The 19397-nt window shown below is 60.1% G+C and carries 16 protein-coding genes; 11 read left to right on the top strand and 5 right to left on the bottom strand.

Translation table 11 applies throughout. The annotated features are described in order from the left end of the window. Positions 1-43: 43 nt before the first annotated feature. Entirely contained in the window at positions 44-2392 is a 2349-nt protein-coding gene (locus BTN45_RS20095; RefSeq protein ID WP_004437674.1) for a polysaccharide biosynthesis tyrosine autokinase, read from the top strand. A 246-nt stretch (positions 2393-2638) separates the two neighbouring features. Then, a complete protein-coding gene (locus BTN45_RS20090) occupies positions 2639-3583 on the top strand; it encodes a glyoxylate/hydroxypyruvate reductase A (RefSeq protein ID WP_207590723.1) in 945 nt (314 codons plus the stop codon). Between the two features lie 17 nt (positions 3584-3600). On the opposite strand, the gene BTN45_RS20085 is transcribed toward BTN45_RS20090, so the two are convergent. Further along, positions 3601-6564 (bottom strand): PAS domain-containing protein, encoded by a 2964-nt coding sequence (locus BTN45_RS20085; RefSeq protein ID WP_108081716.1) that lies wholly within the window; start codon positions 6562-6564, stop codon positions 3601-3603. A gap of 364 nt (positions 6565-6928) precedes the next feature. Between BTN45_RS20085 and BTN45_RS20080 the strand changes: the two genes are divergently transcribed. The 3 genes from BTN45_RS20080 (at position 6929) to BTN45_RS20070 (ending at position 10081) form a co-directional block, all read left to right on the top strand. Beyond that, positions 6929-7927, top strand: a complete 999-nt coding sequence (locus BTN45_RS20080) for an ABC transporter substrate-binding protein (protein WP_100911604.1) — start codon at positions 6929-6931, stop codon at positions 7925-7927. Between the two features lie 212 nt (positions 7928-8139). Further along, positions 8140-9027: a proline/glycine betaine ABC transporter permease gene (locus tag BTN45_RS20075; RefSeq protein ID WP_207590722.1), complete on the top strand. Its 888-nt coding sequence runs from the start codon at positions 8140-8142 to the stop codon at positions 9025-9027. After that, positions 9020-10081: a glycine betaine/L-proline ABC transporter ATP-binding protein gene (locus tag BTN45_RS20070; RefSeq protein ID WP_004437660.1), complete on the top strand. Its 1062-nt coding sequence runs from the start codon at positions 9020-9022 to the stop codon at positions 10079-10081. The genes BTN45_RS20075 and BTN45_RS20070 overlap by 8 nt, the downstream gene beginning before the upstream one ends. Here BTN45_RS20070 and BTN45_RS20065 read toward each other — a convergent pair. Next, positions 10073-11302, bottom strand: coding sequence for a TIGR03862 family flavoprotein (locus BTN45_RS20065; protein ID WP_207590721.1), 1230 nt, complete (start codon positions 11300-11302; stop codon positions 10073-10075). The two genes, BTN45_RS20070 and BTN45_RS20065, sit on opposite strands and share 9 nt — an antisense overlap. Positions 11303-11370: 68 nt before the next feature. On the opposite strand from BTN45_RS20065, the gene BTN45_RS20060 reads away from it, so the two are divergent. The 3 genes from BTN45_RS20060 to BTN45_RS20050 all read left to right on the top strand — a co-directional run bounded on the left by BTN45_RS20060 (position 11371) and on the right by BTN45_RS20050 (position 13398). Then, complete coding sequence (locus BTN45_RS20060; protein WP_207590720.1) at positions 11371-11958, top strand: YigZ family protein; 588 nt, start codon at positions 11371-11373, stop codon at positions 11956-11958. Positions 11959-12095: 137 nt separating this feature from the next. After that, a complete protein-coding gene (locus BTN45_RS20055) occupies positions 12096-12764 on the top strand; it encodes a pseudouridine synthase (protein ID WP_207590718.1) in 669 nt (222 codons plus the stop codon). Between the two features lie 7 nt (positions 12765-12771). Continuing rightward, entirely contained in the window at positions 12772-13398 is a 627-nt protein-coding gene (locus BTN45_RS20050; protein ID WP_207590716.1) for a class I SAM-dependent methyltransferase, read from the top strand. On the opposite strand, the gene BTN45_RS20045 is transcribed toward BTN45_RS20050, so the two are convergent. Further along, positions 13399-13584 (bottom strand): hypothetical protein, encoded by a 186-nt coding sequence (locus BTN45_RS20045; RefSeq protein ID WP_004437649.1) that lies wholly within the window; start codon positions 13582-13584, stop codon positions 13399-13401. A 184-nt stretch (positions 13585-13768) separates the two neighbouring features. On the opposite strand from BTN45_RS20045, the gene BTN45_RS20040 reads away from it, so the two are divergent. Beyond that, entirely contained in the window at positions 13769-14998 is a 1230-nt protein-coding gene (locus BTN45_RS20040) for a PQQ-dependent sugar dehydrogenase (RefSeq protein WP_207590715.1), read from the top strand. Between the two features lie 86 nt (positions 14999-15084). Continuing rightward, entirely contained in the window at positions 15085-16101 is a 1017-nt protein-coding gene (locus BTN45_RS20035) for a DNA topoisomerase IB (protein WP_004437641.1), read from the top strand. A 4-nt stretch (positions 16102-16105) separates the two neighbouring features. Here the strand turns inward: BTN45_RS20035 and BTN45_RS20030 are convergent, their stop codons facing one another. Both BTN45_RS20030 and BTN45_RS20025 read right to left on the bottom strand, forming a co-directional pair. Then, positions 16106-16828, bottom strand: coding sequence for a response regulator transcription factor (locus tag BTN45_RS20030; protein ID WP_004437639.1), 723 nt, complete (start codon positions 16826-16828; stop codon positions 16106-16108). A gap of 1 nt (position 16829) precedes the next feature. After that, complete coding sequence (locus BTN45_RS20025) at positions 16830-18065, bottom strand: sensor histidine kinase (RefSeq protein WP_112765952.1); 1236 nt, start codon at positions 18063-18065, stop codon at positions 16830-16832. 303 nt (positions 18066-18368) lie between these two features. Between BTN45_RS20025 and BTN45_RS20020 the strand changes: the two genes are divergently transcribed. Then, positions 18369-19385, top strand: a complete 1017-nt coding sequence (locus tag BTN45_RS20020) for an ABC transporter substrate-binding protein (RefSeq protein WP_004437634.1) — start codon at positions 18369-18371, stop codon at positions 19383-19385. Positions 19386-19397: the final 12 nt, after the last annotated feature.

Raw genomic sequence — 19397 nt, 5'->3', positions numbered from 1 at the left:
GCTCGGCTTCCCGCGTACCATTTTTAATTCACAAGGTAGGTCCATGCACCACAAGACCTTTAAATCCAATATCGGTTTTCCGGAATCCGGCAAGGATTCCGACACGTTCATCGACCTCGACCGCCTGTGGGCCGCCGTGGTGCGCCGTGCCAACGTCATTGCCGCCTCCGTCATTGCCGCCGTAGTTTTGGCCGGACTTTACCTGGTGCTTGCGACCCCTGTTTATACGGCGATGACGCAGGTGCTGCTCGATGAAAGCCTCTCCCGTTATGCGGAAGAGGAATCGCCTGTGCCCGCTGCCCAGATCGTCGACAACCGCATCGCCAGCGCCGTGGAAATCCTGAAATCCAAGGAAATGGCGCTGACCGTGGTGGACAAGGCCAAGCTTGACGAGAACGACACCATCGTCAATCCGCCGATGTCGCCGGTCGAGCTCGTCAAATCCTCCGTGCGCGGTATCCTCGATCTCGTCCTGCCGGGCGATCCGCCGGTCTCCGAAGCCGCAATCCGTGCCGGGCGCCGCGAAAAGGCTGCCGCCGTGCTGCAGCAGTCGCTGACTGTGGAGCGGGTCGGTCGCAGTTCCGTCATCGCAATCTCCACCCGTTCGACTGACCGCCAGCTGGCCGCACACATCGCCAAGACCTACGCGCAGGCCTATCTCACCGAGCAGCTGAACGCCAATTTCGACGCCAGCGAGCGGGCCTCTGTCTGGTTGCAGGAACGCCTGACCGACCTTAACCAGCGCGCCCAGGCGGCAGAGCTTGCGGTGCAGAAATTCAGGTCCGACAACAATATCGTGTCCTCGCGCGGCGAACTGATGTCGGAAGGCCAGCTTGCCGATCTCAATGGCCAGCTGATTGCGGCACAGGCGGATGCCGCGACGGCCTCCGCCCGTTACAATCAGTATAAATCCATCATCGACCGCGGCCCGGAAACGGCCGTCGACAACGCCGTCGTCTCGGCCCGTGATACCGACAATTCCGTTATTCAGGATCTGCGCAAGCGCTACATCACCATTTCCGACCGGCAACGGGGCATTGTGCAGCAGTTCGGAGCAGACCATCCGCAGGCAGCCGCGCTGGACGCCGAGAAGAAAGAAGTGGCGCAGCAGATCTTCCAGGAACTGCAGCAGCTGACCGGCAGCTTCAAGAACGAATACGACGTCGCAAATTCGCGCGTACAGTCGTTGCGCGACAGTATCGACAAGGTGGCTGGCCGTAATTCGGAAGCCAATATCACCATGGTGCAGCTGCGCGAGCTCGAGCAGCGGGCGACGGCCCTGCGCACCCTCTACCAGTCCTATCTCGGACGCTTCGAAGAGGCTTCGCAGAAGCAGTCGCTGCCGATCGCCAAAGCCCGCATCATCTCCGAGGCCGGTCTTCCCACATCGCCTTCCAGCCCGAAAAAGACCATGACAATGGCGCTTTCGGTCGTATTAGGCCTGATGCTGGGTGGGGGCATTGCGGCACTTCTCGAATTCCGCGACCGCTTCTTCCACACCGGCAACGATGTGCGTGATAACCTGCGCATGCGCTTTCTCGGCTACCTTCCCTTCATCGGCGAAAGGGGTGTGGAAAACGCCAAGACCGGAAACAGCGCCGCAACCCCCGGCGGCGAAAACGCCACGCTTGAGGACAGCGGACAGGTTTCGTTCCAGAAAATGCTGCGCCTCGCCGTTGACAGTCCGCGCTCCAGTTTTGCGGAAACGCTGCGCAACGTGAAACTGACGGCGGATGTCGTTATTCAGGAGCGCCAGTGCCGGGTCATCGGCGTCATTTCCTGCCTGCCGAATGAGGGCAAATCGGTCGTTGCGCTCAACCTCGCGGGCCTGATCGCCTCCACCGGCAAGCGCACGCTTGTGGTGGATGCCGACATCCGCAACCCGGGTCTCAGCCGCATGCTGACCACGCGCCAATCCGCCGGTCTGGTGGAGGTCGTGCTTGATGAGGTGCCATGGACGCAGGCGGTGAAAGTGGACACGCGCACCAAGATGGGCATTCTGCCGGTTTCGACCAGCAACCAGTTCGCCCATTCAAGCGAATTGCTCTCCTCTTCCGGCATGCGCAAGTTTATCGACTCGGCTCGCGAGGCCTGCGACTACATCATCGTTGACCTTGCACCCGTTGTGCCCGTCATCGACGCCAAGGCCTTTGCGCCGCAGGTGGACGGCTTCGTCTTCGTCACCGAATGGGGCAAGACACCGATCCAGATGGTGCAGAACCTGATGGCCAACGAACCGCAGATCGCCAACAAGACGCTCGGCATCGTGCTCAACAAGACCGACATGACGGAACTGCAGCGTTATGCTGGACCTGGCGGTTCGGAGCATTACCACGAGTCGTTCTCGGCCTATTACGGCGATGCAAAGCCGCCGGTGAAAGAAGATGCGTAGTGGCAGAGATTTAACAGGCCGGTTGCATCCACACTCCGTCACCCCGGCCCCCGAGCCGGGGTCCAGCCAGCCCAAGTCCTTGAGCTGAAAGAAGTCCTGGCGCCGCGCAGACGCGCGGCGGCTGGATACCGGATCTAGTCCGGCATGACGGAAGAATCACAAATTCCCCTATTCCACCCATGGCATTACCCGCCGAAATTGCGCATTGATGGCGTCACGCAAAAAATCGCAAGCAGGACCAATGCCATGTCTTCACCAATCGCCTTTGTTTCACGGATGAATGCAGAGACGGAGGCCGTTTGGAAACAGGCGTTGCGCGCCGCCATGCCGGAGGAGGAGATCCTCTCCTTTTCCGAATTGACGGACGAGCAGCGGCGGGCAGTGGAATTTGCCATTGTCGCCAATCCCGATCCGGCCGATATCGCCGCTCTTCCGGGCCTCTCATGGATCCACAGCCTGTGGGCGGGCGTGGAGCGGCTGGTGCTGGAACTGGGCAGCAAGGCTCCCCCCATCGTTCGGCTGAAGGACCCGGAACTTTCCCGCGTCATGGCCGAAGCGGTGCTGGCATGGACCTATTATCTGCAGCGTGACATGCCCGCCTATCGCGAAAATCAGCGAAAGGCGCTCTGGCAGGAACTGGATTACCGCCACCCCGGCGAGATGACCATCGGTCTCCTGGGGCTCGGAGCACTCGGCGCGGCCGCGGCGGAGCGCCTTATCCATGCCGGCTTCAACGTCGCAGGATGGAGCCGTTCGGCCAAAACAATCGAAGGCGTGGAAACGTTGACCGGCGATGCAGGGCTGCAGGCATTGCTGGAAAAAAGCGACATTCTCATCTGCCTTGTGCCGCTTACCGATGCGACGCGCGGTCTTCTCGATGCCCGCCGTCTCGCCGCAATGAAACAGGGCGCATCAGTCATCAATTTCGCCCGCGGCGCCGTCATCGTCGCCGATGCGTTGATCGTGGCGCTCGATTCCGGCAAGCTCTCGCATGCCGTCCTCGATGTCTTCGAACACGAGCCACTCCCTGCGGCTTCGCCATTTTGGCAGCACCCCAAAGTTACCGCCCTGCCGCATATTTCCGCGCCGACAAGCCAGGAGAGTTCGGCGCGGATCGTGGCTGGCAACGTCCGCACATGGCGGGAAACAGGCAAGCTGCCGGAAACCGTCGACATGGACCGCGGTTACTGAGCCGGCGCCAAGGCGGCCTATTCGGCCGCCGCCGGCCTCGCCGTATGGGCCTTTTCTACGGCGGCAATGATCTGCTGTTCATCGTAGGGCTTGGTGAGCAGGACTGCGCTTTCCGGCGCCCCCTCCGGCAGATGGCTGTCGCCCGTCGCAAAGACGATGGCAAGACCCGGCCTGCGGCGCAAGGCCTCCACCGCCAGTTCACCGCCCTTCATGTCCGGCAGGCCGATATCTGTAACGAGAACGTCGATCTGCTCCGACTCGATAACCTTCAGCGCCTGCGCCGCGTTGCCAGCCTCAACAACGGCAAAGCCGCTCTCCGAAAGCATCTCCATGGAATTCATCCGGATCAGCTCGTCATCCTCGACCAGAAGAACCCGGATTGACCGCTCCCGGTTGTCGACCGCCATGGCGGGTTCGGGGATTTTCGAAGAACCAGGCCGCGCCCTCGACAGCGAAACCTGCTTGCGGTTGGCTATGACGTGGCGGATGCGCCGCGCCAGCGCTTCACGCGTATAGGGTTTGGATAGCAGTTCCACACCTGCATCCAGCTTGCCGCCATGCACGATGGAGTTTTCGGTGTAACCCGAGGTGAAAAGAACGGCGAGATTGGGCAACCGCTCCTGTGCGCGACGCGCCATTTCCCGGCTTTTCAAGGGGCCTGGCATCACGACGTCGGTGAAGATGACATCGATCGGAATGCCGCTTTCCACCACCGTCAAACCCGCCTGTGCGTCGCGTGCGGTCAGCACCCTGTAACCGAGATCGCTCAGAGTTTCGACGACAGTACCGCGCACTTCTTCATCGTCCTCAACCACGAGGATCGTCTCCGTACCACCTTCGACAGGGCCGTTATGCACCACGACCTCCCTGTCCTCATCGGCTGCGGAACGCGGCAGATACATTTTCACCGTGGTGCCCTGCCCCACCTCGCTATAGATGTTCACATGCCCGCTGGACTGTTTGGCGAAACCATAGACCATGGAAAGGCCAAGGCCCGTGCCCTTGCCCTCGGGCTTGGTCGAGAAGAACGGTTCGAAGACCTTTTCGAGTATCTCCGGCGACATGCCCGAACCCGTATCGGTGACCGCGAGCATCACATATTGCCCGGCCGTGACCTCGGAATGTTTGCGGGCGTAATCGCGGTCGAGAACAGCATTGGCTACCTCGATGGTGAGCTTTCCGTGCCCTTCCATGGCATCGCGCGCGTTGATCGCGAGATTGAGAAGCGCGTTTTCCACCTGGTTGGGGTCGGCGTAGGTGTTCCAGAGGCCGCCTGACGTGATGACCTCCACCTCGATCGCCTCACCAAGCGAGCGGCGAAGCAGGTCATCCATGCCGGTTACGAAACGGGCAATATTGATGACCCGCGGCTCCAGCGCCTGACGGCGGCCGAAGGCCAGAAGCTGGCTCGCGAGCTTCGCACCACGTTGGACGCCCGCGAGCGCATTCTCCAGCCGGCGCTCCGCACGTTCATTGCCGATCACATCTTTCGCCAGCAATTGCAGATTGCCGGCGATCACCTGCAGTAGATTGTTGAAATCATGCGCCACGCCACCGGTCAGCTGACCGATCGATTCCATTTTCTGCGCCTGCTGAAGGGCCTTTTCGGTCTGACGGCGCTCCGCCATTTCAGCTTCGACCCGGGCTTCCAACCCCTCATTCAGTTGCCGGAGCTGCTCTTCCGCCCGGATGCGATGGCGAATTTCACGCTCAAGGTTGCTCGCATGTTCCTTGAGGGTATCTTCGGCACGGCGCTGCTCGGTGATATCGGTGTGAACGCCGACCCATTCGGCAATAGCACCTGACTTGTCGAAAATCGGCACGCCGCGGATCGCGAAAGTACGATAGACACCGTCATGTCTGCGCACGCGATGTTCCCAGATATAGGTCGATTTTTCCGCGACCGCCTTGTTCCAGCTATCGACTGAACCCTGCCTGTCTTCCGGATGAACGGCGTCCGCCCACCCGAAGCCCTGATATTCTTCGGGCGTCTGGCCCGTCAACGCCGCCCATGCCGGTTGCTCACCCAGCATCCTGCCTTCGGCACTGTTGGTCCACAGCACACCGTGCACGGCCTCCACCGCCGCGCGGAAACGGTTGTTGCTGATGAGGATTTCCTGCTCCGAGCGCTTCCGCTCCTCGATATCGATGATCAGGACATAGATGCCGTCGACGGAGCCGTCGGCAATGTAGCGCGGAACATACCGGATTTCAGCGGCGCGCTTGGTGCCATCCGGTCTGCTGATGACGGTATCCGAAACGATCTTCTCACCGGCAAGCGCCCGGTCGAGATAGGCCTTGCGCGCATCGAAAAATGCCTCGCCGACAATCTCGGGAACGCTGCGCCCGATGACGTCTTCACCACTTCGGCCGAACCATTCTAGATAACCGTCATTGGCAAATTTATAGATGTAATCGCGATCGACATATCCGACCAGAATGGGCAGGGCGTTGGTGAGCCGGCTCAATTCCTTGCGGCTCTGCTCCATAGCCTCAACGGCTTTCACCTTGTCGGTATTTTCGAGCACGGTGCACAATACGCCATCAACCGTGCCACCTTCATTATAGATAGGCGTGTAAAACAGGTCGAAGATCACCTCTTCCGGTATGCCATGTCGCATAAGCGTCATTGGCTGGTCGCGATATGCCAACACTTCACCGCGAAAACCGGCTTCGAGAATGCGGCTGTTCCAGTCCCAGATTTCCGGCCAGATGCCGGGCACCGTGCCGCCCAGCGCCTGCGGATGGTAATTACCGGCGATCTCCGCATAACCGTCATTGTAGATCATCACATGATCGCGGCCCCACATCAGCACCTGCGGAATAGGTGAATTGACGACGGAATTGGCTTTTTGCCTCAGATTTTGCGGCCAGTCGCAAATCGAACCAAGCGATGTCTTCGACCAGTCGAAGCGGCGCACAAGCTCACCCGTTTCACCGCCGCCGATGGGCCATACCGGGGCAGCACGAAGATTGGTCATTCAAAATCACCACAAAAATCGAGAAGAAATCTCCCGTAATACAGAACGGGATAAAAGTCCAAGAGAACAGAAACTTCGCCTGATTGTTCCCGGACTTTTCAAAAAAATGAAAAAGTTCCCTCGCTTGTGAAATATCGTTGATGCGCCGCTAAACAACTATATGTTTCAATATCTTAATTCCGAAATTTTCGCTAATATGGCCCTGCGATCGCGCCTTCGTCCGGCGAATGGCATCCTCAATACGCCAGAAATTGCCGCAAACGGGATGGCGACAAAAGATTTATTAAGCCTCAATAAGGGTGCTGGCGGTCGCGGTGCCGTCAGCGCCCGGGTCATCGCCACACCGCGACCAGAGGGAACAACAATGAAAATACTTTTGGGTGCCACAATTCTTTCCGCCGGCTTCGCCTTTTCAGGCAGCGCAGCCCATGCCGCCGACTGTGGAAACGTAACAATCGCCAGCATGAACTGGCAATCCGCTGAAGTTGCCGCCAACCTGGACAAATTCATTCTCGAAAAAGGCTATGGCTGCTCCGCCGAAATCGTTACCGGCGATACGGTGCCGACACTGACCTCCATGGCCGAAAAAGGCCAGCCGGATATCGCACCTGAGGCCTGGGTCAGCCTGCAGCCGGAAATCGTCAAGCAGGGTCTGGAAGGCGGCAAAGTGGTCGCGGCCGCAAAAATCCTTTCCGATGGCGCTGTTCAGGGCTGGTGGATTCCGAAATACGTCGCTGACGCCAACCCCGATCTCAAAACAATTCCTGATCTTTTCAAGCATCCCGAGCTCTTCCCATCGCCTGAAGACAAGTCCAAGGGTGCTGTGTTCAACGGCCCGCAGGGCTGGGGCGGCACAGTCGTCACCGCGCAGCTGTTCAAGGCGTTTGGCGGCGAGAAGGCCGGCTTCACCCTCGTGGACACCGGCTCTGCCGCAGGTCTCGACGGCTCCATCGCCAAGGCCTATGAAGCCAAGCAGCCCTGGGTCGGCTATTACTGGGCGCCCACCTCCCTGCTCGGCAAATACGAAATGGTGAAACTTGGATTCGGCACTGAGTACGACGCGGCCGAATGGAAACGCTGCACATCCGTTGCCGATTGCGCCGATCCGAAGCCGAACGCCTGGCCGATCGATGACGTACAGACGCTGGTCAGCAAATCCTTTGCCGATCGTGCCGGTCCGGCAATGGATTATCTCAACAAGCGTGCCTGGACCAACGCCACCGTCAACAAGCTGATCGCCTGGATGACGGATAATCAGGCCACCGGCGAAGACGGCGCCAAGCAGTTCCTGAAGGAAAACGAAGCCCTGTGGAAGGGCTGGGTCTCGCCCGAGGTCGCGGAAAAGGTCAAGGCCGCCCTTTAAAAAGCGCGTCCTGACATATCTGCCCGGCAACCGGCGTCTCCCGCGGCGACGCCGAACCGCATCGGCTACCCGGCTTTGGCTGATAACGATGCGCCGGTTCAACAGAGCGTTCCGCCCATGCGTCCAGTTGGCCGCGCGGCGCTCTGGCGATTTTACTCCCGGAGTGCGGAGGACATCGATCCCCGCCTCCGGTTCGTCATGGAGAACAGGATATGGAATGGCTTTTCAAATTTCCGACCATGAATGACGATGCTCTGCGCGCGCTGAAAAAAGTCGTCGACGAGGGGTTCCGGGCGTTCACCCGAACCTATGGCGGCGCAATCGAGGGGTTGTTCACCCCACTCCAGAGCTTCCTCATCTGGGCGGAAAGGCTTTTGATCGGCGCCCCCTGGCCGGTCGTTATTCTTATTGTCGGCGCTCTTGCCTGGTTCGGCAGCCGCAGCGCCACCATTGTTTCGCTCTGTTGCGGCATTCTCTTCGCCATCGGCTGGTTCGGCATGTGGGAAGACACGATGAAGACGGTTTCGATGATCTTCGTCTGCGCCGTGCTGTCCATCATCGTCGGCCTGCCCATCGGCATCGCCATGGCACGGTCCAACCGCCTGCAGAACGTGATCAACCCCGTTCTCGATGTGATGCAGACGATGCCGAGTTTCGTCTATCTTATTCCCGTCGTCATGCTGCTCGGCATCGGCCGTGTGCCAGGTGTCATCGCCGTCGTCATCTATGCCATTCCGCCGATGATCCGGCTCACCAATCTCGGCATCCGCATGGTCGATCGTGACGTTCTGGAGGCGGCCGATGCCTTCGGCTCCTCCAAACGCCAGAAACTTTTTAAAGTTCAGCTGCCGCTCGCGCTGCCCACCATCATGGCCGGCATCAACCAGACCATCATGATGGCGCTTGCCATGGTCGTCATCGCCTCCATGATCGGCGTGCAGGGCCTCGGCCAGCCGGTGCTGAAGGCCATCGCCAACCAATATTTCACGCTCGGCGTGTTCAACGGGCTTGCCATCGTCGGCATCGCCATCATTTTCGACCGCATCAGCCAGGCCTATGGCCTTCGCCTGCAAAAACACCGGGAAGTGGCGCATGGCTAGTCAATCGATCGAAATTCGCAGTCTTTACAAGATTTTCGGCTCCAAAGCGGGTGATCATGTCGAAGCCGTCAAAGCCGGCATGTCCAAATCGGAACTCAACGCCAAGCACGGCCATGTGCTCGGCCTGCGTGACATCAACATCACCATGCCGGGCGGGCAGATCACCGTTATCATGGGTCTTTCCGGCTCCGGCAAATCCACGCTGATCCGCCATGTCAACCGGCTGATCGACCCGACCGCCGGCGAAATCCTCTATGGCGGCACAGACGTGTGCAGCCTCAACGAAGCGGATCTTCTGGAATTCCGCCGCCACAAGACGGCGATGGTGTTCCAGAAATTCGGTCTCCTGCCCCACCGCAACGTGCTACAGAATGTCGTCTACGGCCTTGAGGTGCAGGGCGTCGACAAGCGCGAGCGCGAAGAAAGGGCAGAGGTCTGGATCAGGCGGGTCGGCCTGGAGGGCTTCTCCAACCATTACCCCAACCAGCTCTCCGGCGGTATGCAGCAACGTGTGGGTCTCGCCCGGGCGCTCACCAACAATGCCGAAATCCTGCTCATGGACGAGGCCTATTCTGCCCTCGATCCGCTCATCCGCGTCGACATGCAGACGGTGCTGCTGGAACTTCAAAAGGAGCTGAAGAAGACCGTGGTCTTCATCACCCACGATCTCGACGAAGCGCTGCGGCTGGGTGACAAGATCGCCATTCTGCGCGACGGCGAAATCATCCAGCAGGGAACGGCCGCCGAAATCGTCATGTCGCCGGCGGACAGTTATATCGAGGCCTTCGTGGAAGAGGTCAATCGCGGCCGCGTCATTCGCCTTGGCGCCGTGGTGCAGCCGGAATTTGCCGGCCAGTCCCGCCTTCAGCTCGATGCGGATATGACGGTTGAAGAGGGCCTGCGCGCGCTGGTCCGGGAAAATGTCAGCAGCGCCACGGTCGTCGGAGAAAACGGCAAGGCGCTTGGTGCAATCACCACCGATGCCATCATGCGCTGCCTCGTCCGAACCGCACATGGTGAGGAAGCAGGCATGGCTGAACGTTTGTCAGGCTGAGCCTTCGAGCCACGCGGCCATGCCCTTTGCGGCCGCCTTGCCGCTGGCGAAACAGGCGGTCAGGAGATAACCGCCGGTGGGCGCTTCCCAATCCAGCATTTCCCCGGCAGCAAATATGCCGGGGAGCTTTTCCAGCATGTAGTTTTCATCAAGGCCGCTCCACGCGATACCACCGGCGGACGAAATTGCCTCGGCAATCGGCCTCGTCCGCAAAAGCGGAATCTCTGCATGCTTTATTCTCGCGGCGACGAACTCGTCCGGCATGGCCGCTATATCGGGAAATATTTCCCGCAGAAGCCCGACCTTCACGGCCGATAAGCCTGCCGCCTTGCGCATGCGGTTTGCAAAGCTCTCTTTCCGTCCGAGTTTCGCCAGATCGCCGCTGAGGCGTTCCACCGTACGTCCCGGCGCAAGATCGATTGCGAGCGACGCTTTGCCGGCCTCGTCCAGCCGGTCGCGCAGCGCGGCGGAATGGGCGTAGATCACGCTGCCCTCAATACCATGCTTCGTGATGACGAATTCGCCCTGAAAGGCTCCGGCTGGCGAAATGGTGATGGTGGATTTCACCGCTTCCCCCGCAAAACGCGAGCGGAAGACATCGCTCCAGTCAACGTCGAAACCGCAATTGGCGGGGCGGAACGGGGAAAGCGCCACGCCTCTCTCCGCCAGCGCCGGAACCCATACGGCGTCCGAACCGAGACGCGGCCAGCTTGCGCCACCGAGCGCCAGAAGAACGGCATCGGCCTTGATGATGATCTCGCCCTCCGGTGTCGCGAAAACCAGGTGCTCGCCGGAAAAACCCGTCCAGCGATGCCGCGTCCTGATGGTGACACCCTGCGCCTCCAGCCGGGCGAGCCATGCCCGGAGCAACGGCGAAGCCTTCATGACGGTGGGAAACACCCGGCCCGAAGTGCCGGCGAAAGTTTCCTGCCCCAGCCCCTGCGCCCAGTCGCGCAGCATATCAGGCGTGAAATCATCGAGAGCGGCGCGCAGCCTCGGTTCCGCATCGCCGAACCGGTGGCGGAAACTGTCGTAGTCTTCGGCGTGGGTGATGTTGAGACCGGATTTTCCGGCCATCAGCAATTTGCGCGCCACTGTCGGCATCGCCTCGAACACCGTCACGGCATGGCCTGCAGCCGAGAGCATCTCTGCCGCCATCAGCCCCGCCGGTCCGCCGCCGATAATTGCGACCTGCCTCGCCTCGCCCAAAACCCTCTCCATTGCCATCTTCACCGTTGAAAGCCTTATAGCGATTTCCGCAGGCGAATATATGCGATATTGAAGCGCCCATGTTCACGCTCGACCGCCCCGTCACCTTTTCGCAGGATATCAAGAAAAGCCGCTTCATCGCCTTTGCCGCGCCGGTGACGGGTGAAGAGGATGCGAAAACATTCCTCGCGGCACATTCCGATCCCGATGCAAACCATAATTGCTGGGCATGGCGAGCGGGTCAGACCTATCGTTTTAGCGATGACGGCGAACCCTCGGGAACGGCCGGTAAACCGATCCTTCAGGCTATCGACGGTCAGTCACTCGACAATGTCGCGGTTCTCGTCATCCGCTGGTTTGGCGGCATTCTGCTCGGTAGCGGCGGGCTGATGCGCGCTTATGGCGGCACGGCGGCCGCCTGTCTTCGCCTCGGCGAGACGTCACCGGTCATCGCTTATGTCAGCGCCACGCTGAGTTGCCCTTTCTCAGACCTGGCACTGGTGAAATCACGCCTTTCCGCCACGCTGAACCTGCGGCTTGAGAGGGAGGACTTTACCGGCACCGGCGCGGATATGCTGCTCTCGGTTCCGGCCGTGGAAGCCGAACGACTGACCCGGCTGCTTAGCGACCTGACCAGCGGACGCGTCAATCTCCATATTCCCGACTAGAGTTTTCGCTTTTCTTCGAATCGCGGAAACCCTCTAACTCTTTATTTCGGCGCATTTCCGGTCGGAAAACCGGGGCCACCTTTCCTGGAAATGCTCTACCGCCTGTCCGAATGCGCAATTCGTGCTAAGGAAGCGACATGTCATCCGAGCTTTCCAACCTCATCTATAATCCGCCACTCGACCCTTGGCTCACCATCGTGCACCGCGATGACGATCTGCTGGTGCTTGATAAGCCGAGCGGGCTGTTATCGGTGCCGGGGCGCGATCCGGCGCTTTCCGACAGCCTCATGACGCGTGTGCAGAAGCAGTTCCCGAAAGCGCTGATGATCAACCGGCTGGACAAGGACACCTCGGGCATCGTGCTGATGTCGCTGAACCGCAAGGCGCACGCGGCAATTGCGTCGCAGTTTGAAAACCGCCAGACGCGCAAATCCTATGTCGCCATTGTCTGGGGAGAGGTTGCCGGAGAGGCCGGAGAAGTGGACCTGCCGCTCGCCATCGATCCCGACAACAAGCCCCGCCACCGGGTCGACCACGAAAATGGCAAGTCCGCGCAGAGCCTGTGGCAGGTGCTGCAACGACTGCCGCTTCCAGCGACGCGACTGGCGCTCACTCCCCTCACAGGGCGCACCCATCAATTGCGGGTGCATATGAAGGCGCTTGGCCATCCCATTCTCGGCGATGAATTTTATGCCGAAGGTGAGGCGCTCTCCGCCGCGCCCCGCCTGATGCTGCATGCGCAGGAAGTGGCATTCCGTCATCCGGACGGCCGGGATGTCATCTATACCGTGCCCTCTCCGTTCTGAGGTCGATATGAAGGAACAAGACGATAGTTTCGTGGTGGATTTTGTCGGCGGCGCGGTGGGGCACCGTTTTCGTTCCGGCGAGGGGCGCGGACAGGCACTGCCCAAGGCCGCAGGTTTCACCAAAGGCCGCACGCCAAAAATCGTCGATGCCACGGCTGGCCTCGGGCGGGACGCCTTCCTGCTCGCATCGCTCGGGGCTGACGTCACCCTCATCGAGCGCTCGCCGGAAATGCACGCACACCTCGCTGACGGCATTCGTCGTGCACTGGAAGCCGGCGGCGCTTATGCCGAGGCGGCAGCGCGCATGACGTTGCTCCACGGCGACTCCCGGCATTTGCTGAAAGAACTGTTACCGGAGGTGGTGATTGTCGACCCCATGCATCCGCCGCGCCACAACACGGCGTTGGTGAAAAAAGAGATGCGGGTGCTGAGAGAACTGGTCGGCGCCGACCCGGACCAGGTTGAGCTGATGGAGGCTGCGCTGGAGAATGCGACGAAGCGGGTGGTTCTGAAGTGGCCGCTCCGCGCCGACCCGATGCCGGGTGTTCGCAAGCCATCGCATCAGATACTGGGTAAGAACACCCGCTATGATGTCTTCATGATCTTCGGAAAATCCCACGACGAGGATGAATGATCAGCGGAAGTTCGGCTTTCGCTGCGCGTTCATCAGAAGCTCATGCCGCGAGGCGAACTCACCGAACAGCTTTCTGAGCCTGACTTCCTCAGCCTTGTCGAGCCGATAACGGCGGCAGAACTCCGCCACGTTGAGGATCGGCTTGGTTCTGTTCGCGTCTATGGTCTTGTTGTCGATGATCTGCATGGCGCCCTCCGTATAACAGAGGCCAAACGCAGCGCACGGCTCACGGTTCCCTATGAATTCGCATGGATGAGAAAAGAGCGTGACGCCTGCACACGCAATGATCAAGTTTTCTTGAAACTGTCGAAGGAAACGAAATCCTCCCCAAATGGTTTCCTGCGTGACCTAAACGACGGAAGGGAGACCCATGTTCCACAACAACCGATTTCTGAATTCGACGATCCTGTGCGCGATGCTTGCCGTTCCTTTGGCCGGCGCAGCCAACGCACAGACCGCCCCGGCTGCCGAAACGAAACGGCCCAATGCGCCGGATCAGAAACCGGCTTTTGAGGGCCAGACGCGCGCGCCGCAGGCTGCTGCCCAGCCGAGCATCGAAAAAACCGTCGTCGCCGATGGTCTGCCGCATCTGTGGTCCATGGAATTCCTGCCCGATGGTCGCATGATCGTCGCTGCCAAGGAGGGCGCCATGCATATCGTCTCTGACGGCAAGGCCGGGCCGGCGATAGAAGGCGTGCCGGAGGTGGCTTCCGATGGACAGGGCGGGCTTCTCGACATAGCGCTGGCGCCCGATTTCGAAACCTCCCGTAAAATCTTCTTCTCCTTTTCCGAGCCGCGTGAGGGCGGTAACGGCACCTCCGTCGCATCGGCCAAACTGACAGAAGACGGTGGAGCGGCGAAACTGGAAGACGTCTCGGTGATCTTCCGCCAGATGCCGACCTATGATGGCGACAAGCATTTCGGATCACGGCTGGTTTTCGGACCGGACAACGAACTTTACGTCACCGTCGGGGAGCGTTCGGATGCCACGCCGCGCGTGCAGGCGCAGGATCTGTCGAGCGGTCTCGGAAAAGTCTTCCGGATTGATGCCGATGGCAAGGCCTTCGAGGGAAATCCCTTCGCCGGACAGCAGAATGCTCTTCCGGAAATCTGGAGCTACGGCCACCGCAATCTTCAAGCCGCGGCTTTGGATGGTCAGGGCCGGCTCTGGACCGTCGAGCATGGGCCGAAGGGCGGCGACGAGCTGAACCTGCCGAAAGCCGGCCTTAACTATGGCTGGCCGGTGATTACCTACGGGGTGGAATATAGCGGCCGGGCGGTTGGCGAGGGTGCAACAGCCAAGGAAGGCATGGAACAGCCGGTTTATTATTGGGATCCCGTCATCGGCCCGTCCGGCATGGCCTTTTACGACGGTGACGGGATTCCCGAGTGGAAGGGAGCCTTCATCGTCGGCGGTCTGGTAAGTCAGGGCCTCGTCATTCTGCACATAGACGGCGACAGGGTTGCGACGGAAAGCCGATTGCCGCTGGAAGCGCGCATTCGTGATGTGAAAGTGGGTCCGGATGGCGCTGTTTATGCCGTGACTGAAGAACGCGGCGGCGGCAACTCGCAAATTTTACGGATCGCCAAGGCCACCTGAGAAAGCCATGACAGGAACAGCAGGCCGCCGGAACGAAGGCGGCCTGTTTTTCGTTTGCCGCAGCGTGAAACCTGCCGGGAAAAACAATGCCACAGCCGCCAACCCGCCTTCTTGCCAAAATCGGACTTGCCTATGTCAGTGATCAGGAACCGGGTATTTCCCGCGAGAAACGCGGGCGCGGTTTCTGTTATCGGCTGCCGGGCGGCGAACTCCTCTGCGATAGTGATGAGCTGAAGCGCATCAAATCGCTCGGTGTACCGCCCGCGTATAAGGATGTCTGGATCTGCATCGACCCGTCGGGGCATCTGCAGGCCACCGGGTTTGATGCCCGCGGCCGAAAGCAATATCGTTATCATCCCGACTGGCATACGCTCAGGGGAGAAACGAAGTTCTTCCAGCTCAAAAGCTTCGGAAGGGCGCTCCCTGCCATCCGCCGTCGCGCCATGGCCGACGTCGGTAAACAGGACCACGGGCAGGAAATGACGCTTGCAGCCCTCACCCTGTTGCTTGATGCCGCCTATTTGCGCGTCGGAAATCGCTCCTATCTTGAGAGTAACGGCACCTATGGCGCAACGACATTGCTCAAGCGGCACGTTTCCTTCGGTGAAACCATCGAATTGCGCTTCGCCGCCAAAGGCGGGCAGAAGGTGAAACGGCAATTACGCCACCCCCGCCTCCAGAAAATTCTTGAAGAGATCGCCGATCTGCCCGGCAAGGAACTCTTCGTCTGGCAGGATAGTGAAAACAGGGTTCACTCCGTCGATTCCAGCGATCTCAACGCATATCTCTCACGCATCGGCGGCCAGGGCATTTCCGCCAAGACCTTCCGCACCTGGGGCGGAACGCTCGCGGCCTTCTGCAACGCCATGGAGCATGTGGCAGCCGGTGAAAAACCGAGCATAAAGGGCATGTGCCAGGCTGCGGCGACCGAGCTTTCCAATACGCCTGCCATCTGCCGCAAGAGCTATGTGCACCCCGCTGTTCTCGATATCGCCACGGAGGAAAAGGCCCAGAAAAAGCTCAGCCGCATCTTGAAGGTCGGGGCAAAACCCGTCTCCGGCCTCAGGGCGGATGAACGACGTCTGCTGGCCTTTTTACCCTGACAGGTCAGCGGCCTCCCACCCATTCCGCCAGTTCGCGTTCGGCCTTTTCCAGCGCGCTGTAATTCAAAAGCTTGCGCAGGAATGCGACGGTAACGGCGCGGGTTCTAAGATTATACCGGCCTTCCGCCTCGTCATCGCCGGCCGCCTGATGCACGTTCAGCTTCTCGTAGAGACTTTGCAGACGGTTCTGCACGCTGCGAAGCGACAGGTTCCGCCGGCGCGCAATCGCCTTATCGGTAAGTCCAAGCGCGACATCGACAAGAATTTCATATTCGGAATCGGTAAAGCCATGCGCCTTGCCGAGGCTCTTCTCCTGCAGGCCGCGCACTTCCCGGTCGATCACACATTGCGCCTCGATGAAGATGCTGCGAAGGGCCAGCCGCAGGCGATCATCGGAGGCGGATTTCAGCACATAGCCATAGGCGGCACCCTCAGGCACGATGCGGGAAACGCCACGTACATAGGCCTCGTCGGAATAATTGGACCAGAACAGGATGCGGGTATCCGGCCTTTCCTTCCAGATGGTGCGGGCCGCCTCGATGCCGTTGCGCTCGTTCATCTGCAAGTCCATGACGATATGGGCGGCGCGATTTTCCCGCGCCAGCTTTTCGCCGGTTCTGCCGTTTGCCGCCTCCAGCACCTTGTCGCATTCCGGCAGGGCGGCTCTTACCGCCTCGTTCAGATAGGCCCGGTGCAGGGCATCATCCTCAACGATGAGCACGTCCATGTCACATCTCCTCCCGAAAATTGAAAGCGCCCGCAGGCAGGGTGACGGTGATGCAGGTACCCGCCCCATCACGGTTGCCGCCTCTGTCGAACCGGGCAGAGATCAGCCGCGCCCGCGTCTTCATGTTGCCCATGCCTAGACCGCCGGGGGCACCACTGTCACCGCCGCCATTGCCGTCATCGCTCACGGTCACCCGCAACCCGCCGTCGATTGCGGCCAGTCTCACGGCAATCGTTTCGGGCTGGGCATGGCGAATGGCATTGTTCACGGCCTCCTGCACGATGCGGAAGAGCGATATGGCCACCGTCTTGTCCAGCCTTTCAACCAGCCCCTCCGTCTCGTCCCTCACTGACCAGTCGATAGCGCATCCGCTGTCGCGCACGGAGCGGTCCACATAGGTCTCGATGGCTTCAACGACGCCGAACAATTGCAGGATCGAGGGTTTCGCCTCCTCGATAATCTCGCGTAGATCCTGCATGCAATGCTGCAGGCTGCGCACCACCGGCTCCAGCATCTCGCCGGAAATATCGGGAGTGTGGCTCATTCGCTCGATACGCCGCGCAAGCCGCGTCAGGTCGGCCAGAGTCTGGTCATGCAGGTCCATGCCGATGCGCTGCCGCTCGGCCTCCAGCGCTTCCGTCAATTGCAGCGCGCCGAGGCGCAGGCCTTCTTCGCGGGCATTGGCGCGCGCCTCCTCGATGGCCGAGCGCTTGGCCTGTTCAGCGGCACGAATGGCGTAGAAATAGGGCGCCAGCAAATCCGCAACGGCGCGCGCATTGGTGACATCTTCCATCGCATAGGCGTTCGACTGGTGCGAGGAGCAACTGAGCGCACCGATGATGTCGCCATGCACCTTCATGGGGACATGCAGGCGGCTGTGCAGGCCAAGTTCGATGATGGGGCTGGAAAATGACCCTTCGAAATGAAAGCGCGGATCGGAGCAGGCGTCGCCGCTTAAAAGATATTCGACCGAGCCTGACAACAGCGACCGGATCGGGCTTCCGGTGAGAAGTGCGGGCGGCTGTCGGCTCCAGGCGCTGACCAGACCGCTCTCATAGGCAATGTGATACTTGTCATCCAGCTGCTTGATGCAGACATCCATGTGATCATGCGGGATGATATGGCTGATCTCGGTTGCGACCGCCTGAATGATGGCATTAAACTCCAGCTGCCCGGCGAGCAGCCTCGAAATGCCCATATAGTGATGAAAAAGAGCGCTTTTCGGCGTATCCAGCATGTGCGGACGCCCTCCCAAGCGTCTGCCTCCAATCCCTGCGGCGAAGATTTAACCCATCGGGTCCGCATTCTTCATTCTGCGCCCGGCAGTGGCCTTTCGTCCTGCGGGTTCCCGCAAGCTTTATGCGGAAACCCGCAGGAAGATTGCCGCGATCCGCCTATACAAGCCAAATCTTCTTGGTCATTCTCGCTTCTACTGGGGAAAGGAGCTCCAGTGCAAAGGAATTCCGCCTGCCGCCGAGGAGATTTGCGGCGTGCGAGAATTCCGGGCTCGAAAAGGGCAAGCCACGAGGGAGGAAATCAAATGGCTTTCAGGAAGATGCTTCTGGCATCGGCCGCTGTCGCATGTGCAGCGCTGCCGATCACCGCTCATGCCGATACGTCGGCAAAAAAGATTGCGCTTTCAAACAATTACGCAGGCAATTCCTGGCGTCAGGCGATGCTGACCAGCTGGGACAAGATTACCAAGCAGGCGGTTGCCGACAAGCAGGTGGCCGCAGCTGACGCCTTCACGACAGCCGAAAACCAGGCGACCGAACAGGCGGCGCAGATCCAGAACCTGATCCTGCAGGGTTACGACGCCATCGTCATCAACGCCGCTTCGCCGACTGCACTAAACGGCGCGGTTAAGGAAGCCTGCGATGCCGGCATCACCGTCGTATCCTTCGACGGCATCGTCACCGAGCCTTGCGCATGGCGCATTGCGGTCGACTTCAAGGCCATGGGCGCAAGCCAGATCGACTACCTTGCCAAAGCCATGCCGAAGGGCGGCAACCTGCTCGAAATTCGCGGCCTGGCCGGTGTTTCCGTGGATGACGAAATCCATGCTGGTATTGTCGACGCCGTCGCCAAGAACCCGCAGTTCAAGATCGTTGGTTCGGTCAATGGCGACTGGGCACAGGATGTCGCCCAGCGCGCCGTTGCCGGCATTTTGCCAAGCCTTCCCGAGATCGCGGCCGTCGTAACGCAGGGTGGTGACGGTTACGGTGCGGCCCAGGCTTTTGCCGCCGCCAAGCGCCCGACGCCGACCATCGTCATGGGCAACCGCGAAGACGAGCTGCAATGGTGGAAACAGCAGAAGGATGCGAGCGGCTATGAGACCATGTCCGTCTCCATCGCACCCGGTGTTTCGACGCTGGCTTTCTGGGTGGCGCAGCAAATTCTCGACGGCAAGGATGTGAAGAAGGACCTGACGGTGCCCTTCCTGCGCATCGACCAGGCCAATCTCGAGGACAACCTCAAGAACACCCAGAAGGGTGGCGTGGCGAATGTGGAATATTCGCTTGAGGATGCCCAGAAGGTGATTTCCGCGGCGAAGTAACCCGCGGTTCCT

The organism is Rhizobium sp. ZX09 (genome assembly GCF_017357485.1).
Taxonomy (GTDB): domain Bacteria; phylum Pseudomonadota; class Alphaproteobacteria; order Rhizobiales; family Rhizobiaceae; genus Agrobacterium; species Agrobacterium pusense.
Note: the sequence above shows the minus strand (reverse complement) of the source record. Positions and strands in the feature narration are given on the sequence as shown.

Coding starts and splice junctions, on each gene's coding strand:
- BTN45_RS20095 (WP_004437674.1), top strand. CDS start 44: ATGCACCACAAGACCTTTAAATCCAATATCGGTTTTCCGGAATCCGGC.
- BTN45_RS20090 (WP_207590723.1), top strand. CDS start 2,639: ATGTCTTCACCAATCGCCTTTGTTTCACGGATGAATGCAGAGACGGAG.
- BTN45_RS20085 (WP_108081716.1), bottom strand. CDS start 6,564: ATGACCAATCTTCGTGCTGCCCCGGTATGGCCCATCGGCGGCGGTGAA.
- BTN45_RS20080 (WP_100911604.1), top strand. CDS start 6,929: ATGAAAATACTTTTGGGTGCCACAATTCTTTCCGCCGGCTTCGCCTTT.
- BTN45_RS20075 (WP_207590722.1), top strand. CDS start 8,140: ATGGAATGGCTTTTCAAATTTCCGACCATGAATGACGATGCTCTGCGC.
- BTN45_RS20070 (WP_004437660.1), top strand. CDS start 9,020: ATGGCTAGTCAATCGATCGAAATTCGCAGTCTTTACAAGATTTTCGGC.
- BTN45_RS20065 (WP_207590721.1), bottom strand. CDS start 11,302: ATGGAGAGGGTTTTGGGCGAGGCGAGGCAGGTCGCAATTATCGGCGGC.
- BTN45_RS20060 (WP_207590720.1), top strand. CDS start 11,371: ATGTTCACGCTCGACCGCCCCGTCACCTTTTCGCAGGATATCAAGAAA.
- BTN45_RS20055 (WP_207590718.1), top strand. CDS start 12,096: ATGTCATCCGAGCTTTCCAACCTCATCTATAATCCGCCACTCGACCCT.
- BTN45_RS20050 (WP_207590716.1), top strand. CDS start 12,772: ATGAAGGAACAAGACGATAGTTTCGTGGTGGATTTTGTCGGCGGCGCG.
- BTN45_RS20045 (WP_004437649.1), bottom strand. CDS start 13,584: ATGCAGATCATCGACAACAAGACCATAGACGCGAACAGAACCAAGCCG.
- BTN45_RS20040 (WP_207590715.1), top strand. CDS start 13,769: ATGTTCCACAACAACCGATTTCTGAATTCGACGATCCTGTGCGCGATG.
- BTN45_RS20035 (WP_004437641.1), top strand. CDS start 15,085: ATGCCACAGCCGCCAACCCGCCTTCTTGCCAAAATCGGACTTGCCTAT.
- BTN45_RS20030 (WP_004437639.1), bottom strand. CDS start 16,828: ATGGACGTGCTCATCGTTGAGGATGATGCCCTGCACCGGGCCTATCTG.
- BTN45_RS20025 (WP_112765952.1), bottom strand. CDS start 18,065: ATGCTGGATACGCCGAAAAGCGCTCTTTTTCATCACTATATGGGCATT.
- BTN45_RS20020 (WP_004437634.1), top strand. CDS start 18,369: ATGGCTTTCAGGAAGATGCTTCTGGCATCGGCCGCTGTCGCATGTGCA.